Source organism: Sphingomonas sp. G-3-2-10 (assembly GCF_012927115.1).
Classification (GTDB): Bacteria; Pseudomonadota; Alphaproteobacteria; order Sphingomonadales; family Sphingomonadaceae; genus Sphingomonas.
This window is the reverse complement of record NZ_JABBFY010000002.1, coordinates 660,359-677,388: the sequence shown is the minus strand read 5'-3', so window position 1 is coordinate 677,388 and position 17,030 is coordinate 660,359. Positions and strand designations below refer to the sequence as shown.

At 65.3% G+C, this 17,030-nt stretch carries 13 protein-coding genes; 8 read left to right on the top strand and 5 right to left on the bottom strand.

Annotation, left to right across the window (positions count from 1 at the left end; all coding sequences use genetic code 11):
• Positions 1 to 922: 922 nt before the first annotated feature.
• The 8 genes from HHL13_RS19920 to HHL13_RS19885 all read left to right on the top strand — a co-directional run bounded on the left by HHL13_RS19920 (position 923) and on the right by HHL13_RS19885 (position 6,843).
• Positions 923 to 1,672 (top strand): LuxR family transcriptional regulator, encoded by a 750-nt coding sequence (locus HHL13_RS19920; RefSeq protein WP_169557661.1) that lies wholly within the window; start codon positions 923 to 925, stop codon positions 1,670 to 1,672.
• A gap of 159 nt (positions 1,673 to 1,831) precedes the next feature.
• Entirely contained in the window at positions 1,832 to 2,458 is a 627-nt protein-coding gene (locus HHL13_RS19915; protein ID WP_169557660.1) for an acyl-homoserine-lactone synthase, read from the top strand.
• Between the two features lie 9 nt (positions 2,459 to 2,467).
• Positions 2,468 to 3,352, top strand: coding sequence for a phytanoyl-CoA dioxygenase family protein (locus tag HHL13_RS19910; RefSeq protein WP_169557659.1), 885 nt, complete (start codon positions 2,468 to 2,470; stop codon positions 3,350 to 3,352).
• Positions 3,349 to 3,927, top strand: coding sequence for a GntR family transcriptional regulator (locus HHL13_RS19905; RefSeq protein ID WP_169557658.1), 579 nt, complete (start codon positions 3,349 to 3,351; stop codon positions 3,925 to 3,927). Before HHL13_RS19910 ends, HHL13_RS19905 begins: the two co-directional genes overlap by 4 nt.
• 93 nt (positions 3,928 to 4,020) lie before the next feature.
• Positions 4,021 to 4,152: a benenodin family lasso peptide gene (locus HHL13_RS19900; RefSeq protein ID WP_169557657.1), complete on the top strand. Its 132-nt coding sequence runs from the start codon at positions 4,021 to 4,023 to the stop codon at positions 4,150 to 4,152.
• A 76-nt stretch (positions 4,153 to 4,228) separates the two neighbouring features.
• Positions 4,229 to 4,360, top strand: coding sequence for a benenodin family lasso peptide (locus HHL13_RS19895; RefSeq protein ID WP_169557656.1), 132 nt, complete (start codon positions 4,229 to 4,231; stop codon positions 4,358 to 4,360).
• Between the two features lie 63 nt (positions 4,361 to 4,423).
• Positions 4,424 to 5,080, top strand: coding sequence for a lasso peptide biosynthesis B2 protein (locus HHL13_RS19890; protein WP_169557655.1), 657 nt, complete (start codon positions 4,424 to 4,426; stop codon positions 5,078 to 5,080).
• Between the two features lie 92 nt (positions 5,081 to 5,172).
• Positions 5,173 to 6,843 (top strand): asparagine synthase-related protein, encoded by a 1,671-nt coding sequence (locus tag HHL13_RS19885; RefSeq protein WP_169557654.1) that lies wholly within the window; start codon positions 5,173 to 5,175, stop codon positions 6,841 to 6,843.
• Here the strand turns inward: HHL13_RS19885 and HHL13_RS19880 are convergent.
• The 5 genes from HHL13_RS19880 to HHL13_RS19860 all read right to left on the bottom strand — a co-directional run bounded on the left by HHL13_RS19880 (position 6,826) and on the right by HHL13_RS19860 (position 17,000).
• Positions 6,826 to 8,946, bottom strand: coding sequence for an Atxe2 family lasso peptide isopeptidase (locus tag HHL13_RS19880; protein WP_169557653.1), 2,121 nt, complete (start codon positions 8,944 to 8,946; stop codon positions 6,826 to 6,828). The genes HHL13_RS19885 and HHL13_RS19880 overlap by 18 nt on opposite strands.
• Positions 8,940 to 11,864 (bottom strand): TonB-dependent receptor, encoded by a 2,925-nt coding sequence (locus HHL13_RS19875; protein ID WP_169557652.1) that lies wholly within the window; start codon positions 11,862 to 11,864, stop codon positions 8,940 to 8,942. Before HHL13_RS19875 ends, HHL13_RS19880 begins: the two co-directional genes overlap by 7 nt.
• Positions 11,865 to 11,962: 98 nt before the next feature.
• Entirely contained in the window at positions 11,963 to 12,931 is a 969-nt protein-coding gene (locus HHL13_RS19870) for a FecR domain-containing protein (protein ID WP_169557651.1), read from the bottom strand.
• 38 nt (positions 12,932 to 12,969) lie between these two features.
• Complete coding sequence (locus HHL13_RS19865; RefSeq protein WP_169557650.1) at positions 12,970 to 13,536, bottom strand: sigma-70 family RNA polymerase sigma factor; 567 nt, start codon at positions 13,534 to 13,536, stop codon at positions 12,970 to 12,972.
• Between the two features lie 734 nt (positions 13,537 to 14,270).
• On the bottom strand, positions 14,271 to 17,000 hold the full coding sequence (locus HHL13_RS19860) for a winged helix-turn-helix domain-containing protein (RefSeq protein WP_169557649.1): 2,730 nt from the start codon (positions 16,998 to 17,000) through the stop codon (positions 14,271 to 14,273).
• Positions 17,001 to 17,030: the final 30 nt, after the last annotated feature.

The following is a 17,030-nucleotide window of genomic DNA, read 5'->3' as shown; positions in this document are numbered from 1 at the left end:
GATCGCACGCACCCTCCTCAATATAGCAAGCCGACATCAGGCCGAAAGCGGAAGCGGCTGGAGCGATATCGTTGGCAGCAGGAAGACGCCGGCACCGATCGCGATGCATATGATTGGCAGTGAGAGAGGTAGGCGCTTGAGTGTGGTAAGGAGTGGGCACCCGTTATTCATCGAGCGATTGTTGCGTGCGGTGCTGATCGCAGTCGCGGCAGACGATAGTCACCGATCTGATTAGAGTGAGCTGGATGGGAGTTACCAAGCCCACGCCCGCTCACTAGCCATCAGCGGTCGTTCACAGGCTGCCTCGAAATGGCAGCTTTCCCGGTTCCGAATGCCAGACATGGCGCGTGCGCAATTGGCCCAAGCAGCCGGACCGGTCTCGGTTGTGCTGCCGGTCGCCTTGGCGTCCCGATTTTTACCGTTCCGCTAGACGTGAAAGTCAACCGGAACCGGCCATTCGCATCGTCCAGGCCGACCATCGGCGCTTTGAACCGCTCGGGGTCCTCGCTTTCGCCGTCCCGGCACCGGCTAGGTGCGTGCCCTTGGCATCGCTTTCTCATCGGCTCGAATCACGCGCTTTCAACAAAGCGACGCAACCGATCTGCTCAACGCCAGACTGTGCGCCAACCGCAATGGTCGACTGGCGCGCGGCTGAATAAACAGAAGATTGCCTCCAATGGTGAGGTCGGGTCCGGGAGCGAGTGGGCAGGTAAATGGGTGAGTAATTCAAAGGTTATCGCGTGTGAAGCGAGGCGGTAGACTCCGAAATTGATCCATGTTTGACATTATAACTGAGTGGGTGGAGAATTACGCATTATCCGCTCAGGTGACATCCTTGAGAAGGTGTGCGCCTACGAGCCCGATTGTGCCGCATTGCGAGATGGCGGGTCGAGGGCCCCATAGCGCGGTCGGCCAGGGTGTTATGGTGAGATTCGCTTTAGCGGAGGCGTTCGTAGAAGATGCGCGGTCGGCGGACAGCATCGACGTGCTTCGCGCTGCGTTGCTCGACTGCTGCGAAAGCATGGGCGTTCGATATTTCGCCCTGACCCATCATATTGACTTCCGGCGGGCGGATGTCCTCGCGGTTCGCATCCATAACTACCCACCGTGCTGGCAGGATTGGTTCGACTCAAACGGTCTCGGCAAGTCCGATCCCATCCACCGCGCATCGCACATCGCGGGCATCGGCTTTCCGTGGACCAGTGTGCCGGAGTTGATCAAGCTGACGCCGGAGGATCGATTCATCCTGGAGCAGGCGCATCGGGTCGGCATCGGAGACGGCTTCACCGTACCATCCAGCATCCCGGGTGAGACGCTCGGCTCCTGCTCGTTCGCCGTAGGCGCGGGCGAAGCATTCCCAGCCGAGTTCCACTTCATCTGTCAGCTCATCGGCGGGTTCGCCTTCGAGGCGGCACGCAGGCTGTCGGGCGCGCGCGAATTCGCGGTCGCCAACGCTCCAATCCTGACGGACCGCCAGCGGGATTGCGTCCTGTGGGCGGCGCGCGGGAAGACCGACTGGGAGATTTCGGTCATCCTCGGCGTGGGCCATGAAACCGTCATCCAGCATCTCAAGCATGCCCGCGAGCGATACGGCGTCCAGAAGCGCGCGCTTCTTGCTGTCCGCGCCTTGTTCGACGGACTGATCAGCTTCTCCGAGATCCTGAAGCGCTAACGCTATCCCCATTTCTTGGATTGCTGTCCGCGCCTTGTTCGACGGACTGATCAGCTTCTCCGAGATCCTGAAGCGCTAACGCTATCCCCATTTCTTGGAATACCGCGCTGGCGCTCGGATCGGGATGCTTGCCCCTCAGCAATTTGAGGGGCTCGTCCCATGGTTCTCCTGGTCGATTCAACCGCCGGCGGTGTCCCCGACGCCGTCTATCGCTCGATGTTCGCCGCTCGGAAGAGCGTTTTCGTTGACCTTCTGAAATGGGACCTGCCGGTCCTGGACGGGCGATACGAGATCGATCAGTTCGACGATCCGCACGCCCGCTACCTGATCATCACCGACATGGATCGGTCGCATCTCGCCTCCGCCCGCCTGCTGCCCACGACGCGGCCGCATATCCTCGATACGCTGTTCCAGTCGCTTTGCGACGAGGAAGTGCCGCGGGGTCCTCGGATCTGGGAAATCACCAGATTTTGCCTGGGCCGCCAACTGCGGTCCGCAGAGCGGCGGCAGGTCCGCAATCAGCTCGTATCCGCCCTGGCCGTCCATGCGCTCGAAACCGGCATCGAGACCTATACCGGCGTCGCCGAGATGGCGTGGCTACAGCAGATCCTGAGCTTCGGCTGGCAATGCCGCGCTCTGGGTGAGCCGCTCCCGTGCCAAGGGGCGCTCCTCGGCGCGCTCGAGATCACGATCACGCCGCAGACACCCGCCGAGTTGGCCGCTGGCGGGGTCTGGTCGCCGATCCCGTCCCAGGAAATGCCGGCGCGCCGCGCCGCCAACGGTTGAGGACGCGCCATGAAACAGGAACCTAGGATCCGGCCAGCGGGCCTTGACGCCGCACTCGATCAGCTGACCAGCGAGGGCTGGTGCGTCATCGCAAATGCACTGCCGCGGCCAATCATCGAAGCGCTCGCCGTTGATCTGGCACCGATCTACGATGCGACACCCTTTTGCCGGGGCGATTTCTATGGCGGACGCACCAAGCGGTTCGGAAGCCTGTTGAAGCGCTCACCGCACGCAGCGGCGCTCGCCCGGGAAGAACTCATCCTCGCGGTTATCGAAGAGGTCCTCTCGCCATGGTGCGACACGCTACAGCTCAACCTGATGCAGGCGATCGCGCTTCACCCCGGAGCCCCGGCCCAGTTCCCACACCGGGATCAGGACATGTGGCAGGGCGTAAAGGGCGAGGTCGAGTATCTGGTAAACGTGATGTGGCCGCTGATCCCCTTCACGGTCGAGAATGGGGCGACGATCATTTACCCCCGCAGCCATGGCCGTGAAGCATTGAGCGATGCGGTGCCCGAGCAATCGACCGTCGCCGCGTGCGGCCCGGGTGACGCCATCCTGTTCCTGGGATCGACGCTGCACGGGGCTGGAGCCAACCGCAGCAACGAGGTCCGCAAGGCGGTGGTCGCGAGTTACTGTCTGGGGTGGCTCAAGCCGTATGAGAATCAGTGGCTGGCTTATCCGCCCGCGGTCGCGCGGGGTTTCGCTCCCGAACTGGCCGGTCTGGTCGGCTACCGTCAGCACCGGCCGAACCTCGGCAACTATGAGGGCGTATGCCCGTCGCTTCTCCTTACCGACAATCTTCCCGACCATATCGGCGCGGTGGACGCGCTGAGGCCCGACCAGGCCGAAGCCGTGGCCGCGCACCGTGCCGGGCAGGAAAGTTTACCATGAGCCCGATCCAGGCGATGGAGCGAAGCTATGCGACCCTGAAGCAAGTGCTACGCGAAGGCCGTTATGCGCCCGGCACCCGCCTCGAGGCGAACCGACTGGCCGAGGCGCTTGGGGTCAGCATGACCCCGGTCCGCGATGTCCTCCACCGTCTTGTGGGCGAAGGCCTGGTCGAGTCCAGCGCCGGCGAAGGCTTCCACGTACCCCGTTTCAGCGAAGCGGCGTTGCGCGATCTGTACGAGTGGCATTCCACGCTTGTCCTCATGGCTGTTCGGACTGCCCGGCAGCCGCTTGCGACGGATGAATTCGATGACGACACGGTTGCGGGCAGGACGGCGCAGCTCTTCGAGCGTATCGGCGCGATGGCGCCCAATCGCGAAATCCGCTCTGCCATAGCCGGCGCCGGCGATCGATTGCACCCATATCGGCTTGTCGAGCCGCAAATCCTTGAGCCGTTGATTGGTGAACTGGATGCGCTCGCCGAGATTGATGCCGGTCTTCCGCAGGCAATACGGCGCTATCATCTTCGGCGGATGAAAGTCGTTTCAGACTTAATCCGGCAGCGCGATGCCGCCTGAACCGGCACTCGATTATAATCCGATTATAAACTTCTTATAACCGCTGCCATGTCGAATCTTCTCGTGGTCGCATCCCGCGACCGGAGAAAGACCATGGACCGCGAACCCAACGAAACCATCGATCTGATCGACCTCGGCGTTGCCAGCGTCGAGACGCAGGGCGCCCTCGAGGGCAAGTACGACGTCGTCGGACTCATCGAGCGCGAGGGCCTGTCGGACGACTGACCCGCAAGGCGCCGGTCCGGTCCCAACCGGGCCGGCGCCTCCCGTCTCATTGCCATTCTCTCAGAGGGAGGTTTCCATGCATCGCGAAGAAGACCAATCCGCCGACCTGATCGACCTGGGCGCTGCGAGCGTCCAAACCCAGGGCTACTGCACCGGCATCTTCGAGTTCATCGGATACATGCTGCCGCAGGGCGTTTCCGAAGACTGATCGTTCGCTGGGCCGACCGCGAGGTTCGGCCGGCCCCACGCTATGAGGGAAACGGCACCCGGAATGTTCTGGCGCATCCTGCCACACGCGACCGCCTGCGTCGCGTCGGACAAATTGTTTGTCCTCGATGTCCGGCAGGACAGGTATTTCCGCGTGCCCGCCGGTCCAGCGCCCGAGATGCTCGCCTGGTTGAACCGCAATTATGCCGGGGTCACGCCAAAGGGCGTACTCTACACCCTTTCTCGCGCACGCATCCTCCGCGCCGGCGATCCCGATCCGATCAATGTTCTGAGGGAACGGGTGAGCATCCCGAGTGGTCTCATGCAGATCGACGCTTCCGCGATTGGAGACGGACGGCCCTTTCGGGTGGCGCTACGTGTGGCATCGGCAAGGGTCGCGCTGCATACCTTGTCGCTGAACCGAATCCTGACTGGCCTGCGGAGCCGGTCACCGCTTCCAGACCCCGACGATCCACGATCTCCACTCGTCGAAGCCTTTGCCTTCGAGCGGGCGAGGCGGATGGTGCCGATCGCGCGCAATTGCCTGCTCGATTCGCTGGCCCTCGACCATTGGCTTGCCAGCCGCGGGATAGGATCGCAGCTGGTCTTCGGAATCGCTCCCGAGCCCTTCGCTGCACATTGCTGGCTGCAGACCCGGCACAGCATCCTCAACGACAGCTACGATCATGTGTCGGGCTTCACGCCGATCCTGGCCCTATGAACAATGCACCCTTCCTAGCCCTTATCGGATTCGCCGGGGCTGAGGGTGCCGAACGGTTGCGCCCCATTCGCGAGAGAATGCGAGCGACATCCATGACCGAACTGGTCGATGCGCAGGGGTTGTGCGTCCTCGGCGATCCAGGCGCCGCGCAGCTTGTCCTCTCTCACGACCGGGGAATTGTCTGGGGCCATATGTTCCGCCGCGACGACAATGCGCGGGTCACCGAATACACCAGCTCAGGCATTGCTGCGATCCCGGCGGCCGACCTGATGAGCAGCTACTGGGGCGGATATGTCGCAATCCGGGTCTTCGACGACCGCATCGAGGTCGTGCGTGACCCTTCGGGCCTGGTCGCTTGCTACTATGCCGAAATCGACGGCGTTCACATCGTGACCAGCCGGCCGGATCTGCTTTTCGCGCACGGACTGTTCGAACCGGACATTGACTGGACAATCGTCGCGCAATCGCTTGTCTATCGCGACTTTCGCCCTGCGAGGACCGCCCTGCGCGGCATAAGCGAGGTGCTGCCCGGAGTTGCGCTCGATATCCGCGACCATGGCGCGACCAGCCGCTGCGTGTGGTCGCCCTGGTGGTTCGCCGGTCGGGAGGCCCAAATCACCGATCGTGCGGAGGGCGTCCGCCGATTGCGAGCCGTCGCCATGGCGACGCTTGACGCATGGGGGCAATGTTTCGAGCGGCCGCTGATCGAAATCTCCGGGGGGCTCGATTCCTCGATCGTCGCCGCCGGCTTACGGCCTGGCAGTCCGGCGGCGCAATGCGTGACCTTCGGTCCCGCAGCGGGAGACGCGAGCGAGCTCCCCTGGGCGCGCGCCGCCGCCGAGCATCTCGGCTACGATCTGATCGAACTTGTGGCCGATGCGGCGACCGTCGATGTCGGGCATAGCGATGCCCATAATCTGCCGAGACCCTGCGCGCGGGCATTCTCACAGGCGCTCGACCGCCCGCTCCAGGCGCTGGCCCAATCGCTAGGAGCGGACGCCTTTCTCGGCGGAGGCGGCGGCGACAGCATGTTCTGCCTCACTCACTCCGCCTTGCCCGTGATCGATCGCCTGAGGGAGGAAGGGATCGGCAGAGGCGTGTTCGAGACGGCCGGCGATATCGCCCAGCTCACGCGGACCAACATCTGGAAGGTGTTGGCTTTTGCCATCAGGCGGGGGCTCGCGGCGGGCTCCCACATGCCAAAGCCGATGACCAACGCGTTCCTGGCCCGTCATGCACGCGACGCGCTGCCCTGGCCGGAGGGCAATCCATGGATCGCCGCGCCGGACGGAACTCCGCCGGCCAAGCGCAAACATGTCTGGTCGATTATCGGCATCCAGAATCAGCTTGAAGGCTATGGCCGCGAAGCCATCGCCCCTTTTCTATCTCCGCTGATGTCGCAGCCGATCGCCGAGATCTGCATCGCGATCCCGAGCTGGCATTGGTGCGCGGGCGGCAATAATCGATCGGTGGCGCGCGAGGCATTTCGGCCGGCGCTACCCGCGGCAGTCATCGATCGCCGCACCAAGGTCTCGTTCAGCAGTCTTGCCTATCGCATGATCAGGGCGAACTTGCGCGCCATGCGCGACATGCTGCTCGAGGGTTCGCTCGCGCGGCAACATTTGCTCCACCATGACCGTGTAGTGCGGGTTCTGGAGGGCCCGCTCGCCGACGCCGAGGCCCTCCCCGAGCTCATGGCGCTGGTCGAAGTCGAGGCATGGCTGCGCCACTGGGAGGACCGGTCATCACAGCGCCCGCGCTGATGCGTCGCGCAGAAGCTTCCAGCGCGCGATCTCGGCGGAGCGCTCGGGGTCGTCGGACTCCAGACCGCGCAGCCAGAAGTCGAACCAGGCGATATTGCGACCATAGATGGCAAGGCGATGCGCCGGATGATGCTTGGTGTGCCACTCGTCCGGGAAGACGTACATCTCGACCGGAGCATCATGGCTCCTGAGCGCGGCAAAGGCTTCCTGAGCCATGCGAAACTCGCCGTCCGGAAGATGCATGAGTAGCGGCACCTTGAGGCGATCCGCATTGACGGCGATCGACTGGGGCCGCCAGAAGGCGCGACCATCGCTGCCGGCGGGAGGATATCCTACATCCTTGACGACATTGTTTCCGTAACCGGGTCCCGCATTGAACACGGCGTTGGGATCGTCGCAGCAGGTCGACATGATCGCCGCCTTGAACCGCGTGGAGTTGATCAGCGCGAACTGGACCGTGCTTGCTCCGTCGCTCAAGCCGGTGATCCCGATCAACGCGGGATCGACGACGCCCTTGGCGATCGCGGTGTCGATGCCTGCTTCGAGTGCGGTGAAGATGCGGCGGCGGCCGGACCAGTTGCTGACCTTGACGCGCTGGGCCGCTTCGTCGCTGCCGGTGGCCGCGGCGGCAGGCGCTTCGGCAGGCCAGTTGAAATTGAGGACTGCGTAGCCGCGCGATGCGAGCAGCTGGATGGGGTACTCATCGCCCTGCCCGCCGCGCAGGAAACCCCGCGAGATATACTGCACCACGATGAGGGGATGGCGCTGGCCGGGCTTGTGATCCGGCGGAAGCACCAGATCGCCATAGGTGCGCACGCCGTCGCGGTCGGTCCAGGTCAGCCGCTCGGCCTTGCCAAGACGGACTTCGGCGAACTGCCGATTTGGATCGAACACCGTCGTGCTCCTGCCGGTCCCCGGATCGATGCGGACGAGGACGCGTGGCCGGGTGGCGCTTTCGCGAGCGCAGATCAGGCTGGTGCCAGCCAGTCCGCACCCCGCGAGGAAATCCTCGGTATCGAGCAACAGCCGCGGGCCCGGTTCGGCCCCCGGGCGCCATCGGTAGAGCGCGCTGCGACCACCATTGTCAGCATTGCCGCCGCGCAGGATGAACAGCATATCCTCGGCGTTCCACCAGAGCCCGGCGATCGGCTCATGGCATACCTCGCCGTGGCAGGGCAGTTCCTTCCCGGCTGCCTGGACGCGCAGCAAGGTCGGCCCGCGTGGACGATCGGCGCGCTCGCTGGCGACCCAGGCGAGGCCTGCGGACGGCGATGTCGCAGAGATTCGGGCCTCTGCGGGGATCTGCATGGAGCGCTCGCCCCGCAAGATCGCCGCCTGTTCGCTCGTGACGATACGGGGCCCGCCCGTAGCAAGGTCAAGCGCATTGATCTCGGTCGGCAGGGGCAGCCGGGGCGTTGGCCGGGAATAAGCCACCGACCAGAAGCGCTCGTCATAGAGGAAGCCCGAGCGCCCTTCCCGCTCGATCTCGTCGACGCCCGCATCGAACAACCGCCGCGTCGTGAAGAGCAGGATCGAGCCGGACTTGCTCCAGGCGAGGTTGCGCGGCTCGGTCGTCAGCTGCGTGATCTGCCTGGCAGGCGCGCCGTCCAGTCCCACGCGCCAGATCTGCGTCTGGCCCTTGTCGCGGCGCAGATAGGCAAGCGTCGTCCCGTCGGGCGACCAGACCGGTGGCTCGGTCACCGGCAGTCCCGAAGGGACGCCGGTCACACCATAGGGGTCGGTGACCGCCTGGATGAACTCGCCGCCGACGTCGAGCAGCCGCGGATCCGCCCTCCCGTCCAGCGGCACCAGCATGACCCCGAAGCAATAATCGTCGCGCTCCGGATCGGCACGCCTCAGGATCAGCGCCGCGTACCTGCCGTCGGGAGACAGGCTGAACGAGGGCCTCCGGCTTGTGTCGAACATGGTGCCGAAGTCGCGCAGCTCGATCAGGTCATGCGCGGTGATCGGCCTTTGGCCTGTTGCCGCCCCGGGGGAGGGCGGCAACAGGCGCTCCCCGCATGCCGGGGGCGTTGCGTGCGCCACCCCGGTCATGCAGGCGAGCAAGGCCCAGCCGGCGATAGACAGAGAACGCTTCACCATGACTTGGTGACCTGCAGGGCTACGAAGCGGCCCATCGGGTTGGCATTCTCACCGTCGAAGCCGACCGCAAGCGTGCCGACGACATAGCTGACAAAGGGCGGGTCGGAGTCGAGCAGGTTGCTGGCATTGAGCGCCACACGCAGGCCTTTGAGCGGCCCCGAGCCTTGCTGGAAGCTGTAGCTCAGGTTGAGGTCGAAGGTCGTCCAGGACGAGACGCGCTGCTCGGGAGACGTGGTCCGGTTGCGATAGCCGTCCGCATAATTGACGAACAGCGCCGCGCCGAACCCGCCCTTGGTCCAGGTCGCGCGCCCGCGAACGCGGAGGTCGATCGGGTTGCCCACGGTATCGACCACGTCGACCGGAGCAGAGGTCGCGGTCAGATACTGGTTGATCCCGAAGATGTAGGTCGCGGTGCCCCCGATCGAAGCGTCGCCGCCGCCGAGGCGCAAATCATATTGCAGATCCAGGTCGAGCCCGGTCTGTTTCACGATCGAGAGGTTGCGGGTCCTCGCATCGGCGATCGCCAGGATCGGCGCAGTCGCGGGGATACCGGCCAGGTCCAGATAGTAAGGCGACGCGAACAGCTCGGCGATATGCGCAGCGGAAGGATTGAAGGTCAGGATCGGCGCATAGATGTCCCGGTTGATGAGATAATTGGTGACGCTCGACGCAACCGAGGCGATCCGGTCGCGATACTTGACGCTGAACCAGGTGACGCTTGCCCGCAGGCCGGGCAGCGCATCTGGCTTAAGGTCCGCGCCGAGCGTCCAGGTCGTGGCGCGCTCCGGGCCCAGGTCCGGGTCGTTTCCCCGGATCACCATGATGTTCGACATGCCGGTGGGGGACTGCGGATCGACCACCGCATAGGCAAAGTGCCCGAACGTGTCGGGGTCCTGGCGCAATTCGGTCACGCCAGGCGCGCGGAACGATTTGCCGTAGCTGCCGCGCAGCGCCACGCCCCCGAACGGCTCCCAGGCAAGGCTGACCTTGGGATTCGTCGTGCTGCCGAAGTCGCTATAGTCCTCGGTACGCACCGCGGCCGACAGGTCGAGACGGCGGAACAGGGGGACCGCCATGGCTTCGCCGAACACCGGGACGCGCAGCTCCGCATAGGCGCCCTTGACGATCCGCGGCCCCGGAAGCGGCGTCAGCGCATTGGTGCGTGGTCCAAGCGTGGATGTATAGGAGATGTTCTCACGGTCGCGGTAGCGGTCCTCCCGATACTCACCGCCGATAGCGAGACGCACGTCGCCCGCCGGTAGCGCGAACAGCGGACCATCGGCGCGCACCGCTCCCGACCAGACAAGCGCGTCCCAGCGCCTCTTGGTGTAGCCGCGGATCGAGGCGATCGTAGCCGGATTTGTCGAAGGCCCGTCACCTAGCAGATTATACGCGGTCGCGGGGTTGGTGTCCGCGAGCGCGAGCGCCAGCCGCGCGCTGTTGACCCGGTTGAGATAGTCATAGCGCTCGACCTGCCGTCCCCAGGTGCCGTGCGCATCGACCGACCAGCTGCCGAGCGTCAGCTCGATCCCGGCCGTGCCGCCATAAGCGAGCACATCGCCGCGATAGCGTTCATTGCCGAGGTCCCGCACGAAGCTGTAGTTCACGCCGATCGGCAGGCGCGTACCGATGGGATCGACATAATAGGGGTTGGTCACCGGGACGGTGCGTCTGGAATCGGTGCCGCTCCGCACCGCCACGTCAAACTTCCGCCATGTCGCCAGCCCGCGCGCGTAGAAGCGCAGATTATCGGTCAGGTCCTGACTGACCGAGACGAACAGCGAGTGGCGCTGTTGCTCCGGCAGGATGTCGGCGCCGACCCAGCCATCGCCGCGGTTTACAGCCCCGCGGGTGAGCTGCGCCGCGGTCAGCCCGTTCCCGAACTGGCCTCGCGGGATGGCGAAGTTGACGCCGCCCGCCGCGATGGTGCCCGGGCTCGAATAATTGCCGCGATAATCTCCGCCGCCAAAGGGACGAAGGTCATCGGAGATATAGGGACGGTCATCGGCGGAGAGATTGTCGCGGTGATAAAGTTCATAGGCGACGACCGCATTGCCACTCGACCAGCGCAGGCCGAAAAGCTGGCTGAACTGATACTCCTGCGCATCGCCATCGGCGGTGCCGATGCGGAAGCTCGATTCAGCTCCGCGGAAATTATTGCGGGTCACGACATTCACGACGCCCGCCACCGCGTCCGAACCGTAGATGGCCGACGAGCCGTCCGGCACAATCTCCACGCGCTCGATCGCGGAGGCGGGAATGACCGAGAGGTCGGAGAAGGTGCCCGAAAAGCCTCCGAGCGGGGGACGGTCTCCGTTGATCAGCACCAGGGTCGAGTTCTGGCCTAGTCCACGGAGGTTGACCCCGACCCCTCGGCTGACATTGCCGTTGCCGGCACTGGTGATCAGCGCGCTGGTGCCCTCGATGGCGCCCCCGCTGAAGTTCTGCGGAATCGACTGGACGATCTGCTGGGTCGTCGAAAAGCCGTTCTCGTCGATCGCCTTGCGGTCGATGGTAATGACCGGCACGCCGACCGGACCGCTGCCCCGGATTCGCGTGCCGGTGACGAGGATCATTCCATCGCCCTCGGCGAGATCTTGTTCCTGGGGCGCGTCGTCGCGCTGAACGACCAGCGTGCTCCCCACCAGGACGGCGCGCAGCCGGCTCCCACGCAGCAGCTGGGACACCGCCTCGACGGGCAGGAACCTCCCCTTGAGCGCTGGCGCGCGATGGCCGGCGACGAGGTCGGTCGGCGCGATGACCTCGATGCCCGACTGCTGGGCGACCATGCGCAGCGATGCGCCGAGGTCCTGGCTCGGCAGGTCGAACTGCCGGGCTTCTTGCGCAAGCGCCACCGGCGCAACCATCACCGTCGCAGCCCCCGCCAAGGCAAGTGCGCTCACTTTTCCAATTCGCATCGTCCGCTCCCCATTTCAGCGCCGTCGATCTGACGGTCTGGGGTGCGAGACGAGGTTGCGCGGAAAACCCGCCCGAAATTATTCGCGCGGCCCGAACATCACTGGCGGCGGAGGATCAGGTCACCTTGCGGGCCATGTTCGACCCGCAGCGAAAAGGCCTTAGCCAGGGCTGCAGCGAGGTCATCGACGGGCAAGGGCCGAAACCCGCCGGTCACGCGCAAGCCCGCGAGCGACTTGTCGCCGAGGCGGATCTTGCGGGGCGAATAACGATTGGTCTGCTCAAGCACATCGCCCAGCGGCACGCCGTCGAAATCGAGCATGCCGGAGACCCATTGCTGGAGCCCGGGCGACACCTTGACCACCTCAGGGCGCCGCAAGCGGTCGGTGAAGCACTCGCCAGGCGCGAGCCGCGTCACCGACGCCACGCCCCCCGCAGGCGCGAGGCCTCGGACATCGACCGAGCCTCGAAGCAGGCTGACCCGCACGCCTCCCGGCTCAAACCCGACATCGAACAATGTCCCGAGCGCGGTGACGGTGCGGCCGCCGGCTTCGACCCGGAACGGCCGCACGGCGTCATGCGCGACATCGAACCGCGCCCGGCCGCGGATCAGGCGGACCTGCCGCAGGTCGGCCGACAGACGGACTTCAACGGCGCTGTCGGTATCGAGCGTCACCGTCGTGCCGTCAGTGAGCTTCATGGTGCGGACCTCGCCCACGCTGGTCGTCTGCGGCTCGACCGCGGCCACCAGCGCGCCATCCCCGGCATCGCCGCCCGGCTCCCGGAGAGCCCAGATGCCGGCAAGAACGGCCAGGATCAGCGCGACCGCAGCGAAGGCCGGGCGTGCTCCGGGCATCTGCCAGATGGGAGGCCGCCGCTCGGGCAGGCGGCGATTGCGCCCCATCTCGGTGCCTGCGAGGCCGCCGGTGTCGATCCACTGCTCACCAGCGCGGTCATAGGCGTCGCGGTGCGCCGGGTCGGCGGCGCGCCAGCGTTCGAATTCCGCTCGCCACCGCTCGCGATCGGGCCCCCGCATCCGCGCGAACCAGACCCCGGCCTGGCTGGTCACTGCGCGGCTTCGGGGATTCTTTGATCGAGCGCCTGGCATCAGTCCTTGTCCGCGTGCCGAAGCAGCATCGTCATTGCCTTCGCCATCTGCTTCTCGATGCCCGATATCGACATGCCGGTGCGCTCGGCGATCTCGCCGTAGCTAAGCCCGTCCAGACGATGCGCCATGAATATTTCTCGAGTCATCGGTTTCATCCGGCGCATTACCGCCTCGACGCGCGCAAGACTATCGCGTGCTTCGAGACGGGCCACTTCATTTGCTGCCGATATGGCTTGTTCGTCGAATGGGACGCTCAGCACCTCGCCTCGGCCCGCTGCGCTCTTCGCCCGGTCCCGCAGCAGGTTGCGCGCGATCTGCCGCAGAAACGCGCCTGGGCGGGCGATCGGCTCGGTCCGTGTCCGCTCGCTCTGGGCCAGACGGAGGAAGGCCTCCTGCGCAACATCGCCGGCATCCTCGGCGTTGGAACGATAGCGCGTGATGAAGCGAACGAGCGCGTGGCGCTCATCGCGGTAGATCATCTCCAATCCCGGGCCGGACGATGGATCATCGGGCTCGCCAAGCGCCGCTGTCGAGTTGAACGGAGGCGACATCAGGTTCGCCTGCACCTGCCAAGCTGTTCCGACTTCCAACCCAAGGTCATGCCCAAGTCCCGCCCTCAATTGCGAGACGGCCGGCAGGAGCCGGGTGTTGAGAACAAGCTCGAGGTCTTGCGCCGGCGCCTTTAGCCGCGAACGGCCTGGACATGCGCGTCGGCCACCCGGCCGCCAGTGCCTGGATAGGGGTCCTAGAGCAAGGTTCTCACGCCTCGGCGCCGCTTCATCGGCGCATTCCAAGACTAGGATTGGAACGGTTCAAAAGGCAAGCCAATCGCAAAAGCAAAGAATCGCAACCACTTCGGACAAATCTTCGGGGTTGCTGCGACCAAAAAGTCGCACGCGCCAGAGGCGCAAACAAGAACGCACTCTTGCAGACGGACGGCCGTCGCGGCGGCGTGCGCGCGGGCCTGGGGGCCAGCCGCCGCCGTGCCCCCCGGCCGGTCGCAAGCGTGCCACGCGGGCCAAAGACGCGCGGACCCTGACGCCTTCGCAGAAGGCGCAGAGCACGCTCCGCTGGATCCCCGCGTTCTTTCGGCTGCCACTCCTACAAAAGCCAAAGTGAGCGCAGCATCGAACCGGCAGCTTCGCGCCCCAGCGCCCTTCATTTGGGGCAGGCCGAGGGCAGCCCGAAAGCGGTCGCTTACTGCACTGACTGGTAAGCGGTAGCTGCTGGCAGATGACGGTCATTGCCGACTTGAGAGGATGATAATGCCAATCAACTGCCCCATGTTGCTACCATCCAGTCATTTTCCCGTGGATAGCCTCCTCCTCAGCGCTTGAGCTCGTCTGGTCGTTTGGGCGTCACCCGAGACGCCGACATCTTTCAAGGTTGCAGAAAGCAGCCCCTCCGCTTGCTTCCGATCTCCCATTCCCAAAGCGGATTCCGCCTGAGCCAAATGCAGCATGGCAGAAAAATTGAGTTGCCCGGTCAATTCGGTCACTTTTTTCGCATCGACCGATTCGAGCAACTCCCGCGCCTCGGGGTAGCGCCGGTTAGCGATCAGACATTCCGCGGTGTAGTAGGCGATAGCGTGTGTCAGCGGATATGCAGATCCAAACGCACCGCGGACCGAACCGAGCGCCTTCTGCGCGATCGCCATGCCTTCGGCGCGCCGGGCGGTCTGGCAAAGCGACGCGGCATAGTCGATCTGGCCGACCAGCGCCTGATGCGACGCCGGACCGCCTTGCGCGGCAGCGCCGTCCCACACGCTTTTGGCTTCGCGCGCCGCTTCGTCGTACCGGCCGAGCGCGGAAAAGCTCTCGAACCGCGTCGAATGCATCGCCAGCGTCAGGCGGTGGGCGGGGCCGAGCTGCATCTGCATCGCCGCAATGAGCGGCGCGCTGCCGTCGAGTACTTCTTTGTACCTGCCGAGCATAGACAGGCTGGTGAGCCAATGCTGACGCGTCACCATCGTATCGGGATGCTGCGCGCCGCGCAAACGGACCGATTCCGCGACGATTGCGCGAGCCAGCGGTTCGGCTTCCGCGACGCGGCCCAGCCGCATCAGGGTCAGCACTCGCGACGACCGCGCCTTCAGCAATTGCGCAGGCGCCACCCCGGAACCTGCTGCTTCGCCGATTTTCACAGCATTGCCGAAAGCGCGCTCGGCCACCGCGAGATCGGTCATATAGCCATAGGCGCCCTCGGACTGCGCCAGCGAGAAACCGATCTTGCCGCGTTCGGCGCGCTCGCCGAGCCGCTTGCGCTCCCGCTCGATCATCTTGCCAGCTTCCGCCAGCCGGTCGGGTTGGCCGGAAGTCGCTTCGAGATGGATCGTCTCGATCCGGCCCAGCACGGCATCCTCGCTATCGCCTTCGCCTGCTTTGACGAACCATTGGTCGGCCTTCGCGAACTCGCCTCGCGCGGCATCGAGATCCGATCGCTGGGCGAAGGCGCGCGCGACCGACAGATGCAGGCGCGCGGCCACGGCGGGGGACGCGGCGAAGCGCTGGTCGATGCTCAGGCTGGCGCGCTTGATCGCCTCGAGCACGGTTTCGCCCGCGCTCGACTTCGCCGGATCGGGACTGCCCAGCACATCCTGCGCGATGAAATCATAACCCGCATCGGCCTGACCCTGTGCGGCGATCGCATGGTTGCGCTGGGTCCAGGCATAGACTGCCAGCGAGGACGAGGCGATCAGCCCGATCGCCATACTGGCGACGGCGGCGCGGACCCATGGCAGGCGGGCGCGGCGGCGTTCGTCGATGCGCTTGTGCTCGGCCAGCCACTGCGCCTGTTCGGCCGCAAGCGCCGCTTCCGCGCGCCGTGCGTCGATCCGTTCGATGCGGTCGGCGAGTTCGCTGGCGCTGGCGATGCGGCGTTCGGGAACGCCATCGCTGGCCAGGCTGATGTCCTCGCGCAACAGCGGATCGGCGAGCTTGCTTTCCCATCCCGGCGCCAGCGCCGCCGCGAAGTCGCCGCTGGCCAGCTGGAACAGGATCAGGCCCAGCGCATAGACGTCGCTCTTCACCGTCGGCATTGCATCGCCGACCAGTTCGGGCGCCTGATAGGCATAGGTGCCCGATCGCGGCTCATTCTCGCCCAGCGCGGTGTCGAGCGAACCCGGATCGGTGATGCGAAAGGCGTGGAGTGACGCGCCGTCGAGCAGGCGGCCGCTGCCGAAATCGGCGAGCTTCACCACCGGTCCGCCATCGCTATCGGCGATCAGGATGTTGGCGGGCTTCAGATCCTTATGAAGCACGCCCAGATCGTGAACGCTGGCGACCGCGCGCGCGATCATCGCCGCGACCGCGAGGCGGCGTTCGATCGGGATCGCCGCAAGACCGCCCGCTTCGGCCGCCCATGCGATCAGATCGTGCCCGCCATAGGCATATTCGAGGAAATAGGGCGAAGCGTCGAAATTCCATTCGAGCAATGCCGGCGCGGGGGCCGCGGGTCCCAGCCCGGCGAACATCAGGCGCGACAAGGCCGCTTCGCGCTTCAGGCTGCGCAACCGGTCCGGAGCATCGGCGAATTTGAATACGCGGCGTTCGTTCGTCTTGATGTGCTTTGCCGACCAGACATCGGCGGTCCCGGCGTCGCCGAGCGCCCGTTCGAGCTGCCACTGGGCCCGGCCGGGTACGGTGTCGCCCGGCTCGAACGCGAAGCGCGGCGCCAGCGGGGTCTCCACCGTCTCGACGGCCACCGGTCCGACCAGCCGGTAGCCGACCCGCGGCACCGTTTCGATCACATGCTCGCGCGACTTGCCCAGCGCCTTACGCATCTTCGAGATTGCAGTCGGCAATGATCCCTCGACCACGGTCACGCCCGACCATACGGCGTCGAGCAACTCGTCCTTGGTCACGACTTCGCCTGCGCGCAGCAGCAGTTCGTGGAGCACTTCGAGGGGCTTGGCTTCGAGCGGCACCGTCTGGCCCGCGATCCGCAGCATCCACGCCGCTTCATCGAATTCGGCGTCCCCGATACGCCAGATCCTGCGCCGGCGACGGGACGATACGCTGTCACTATGCATAAAGCCGCTCCCGTAACGACCTTTAGAATT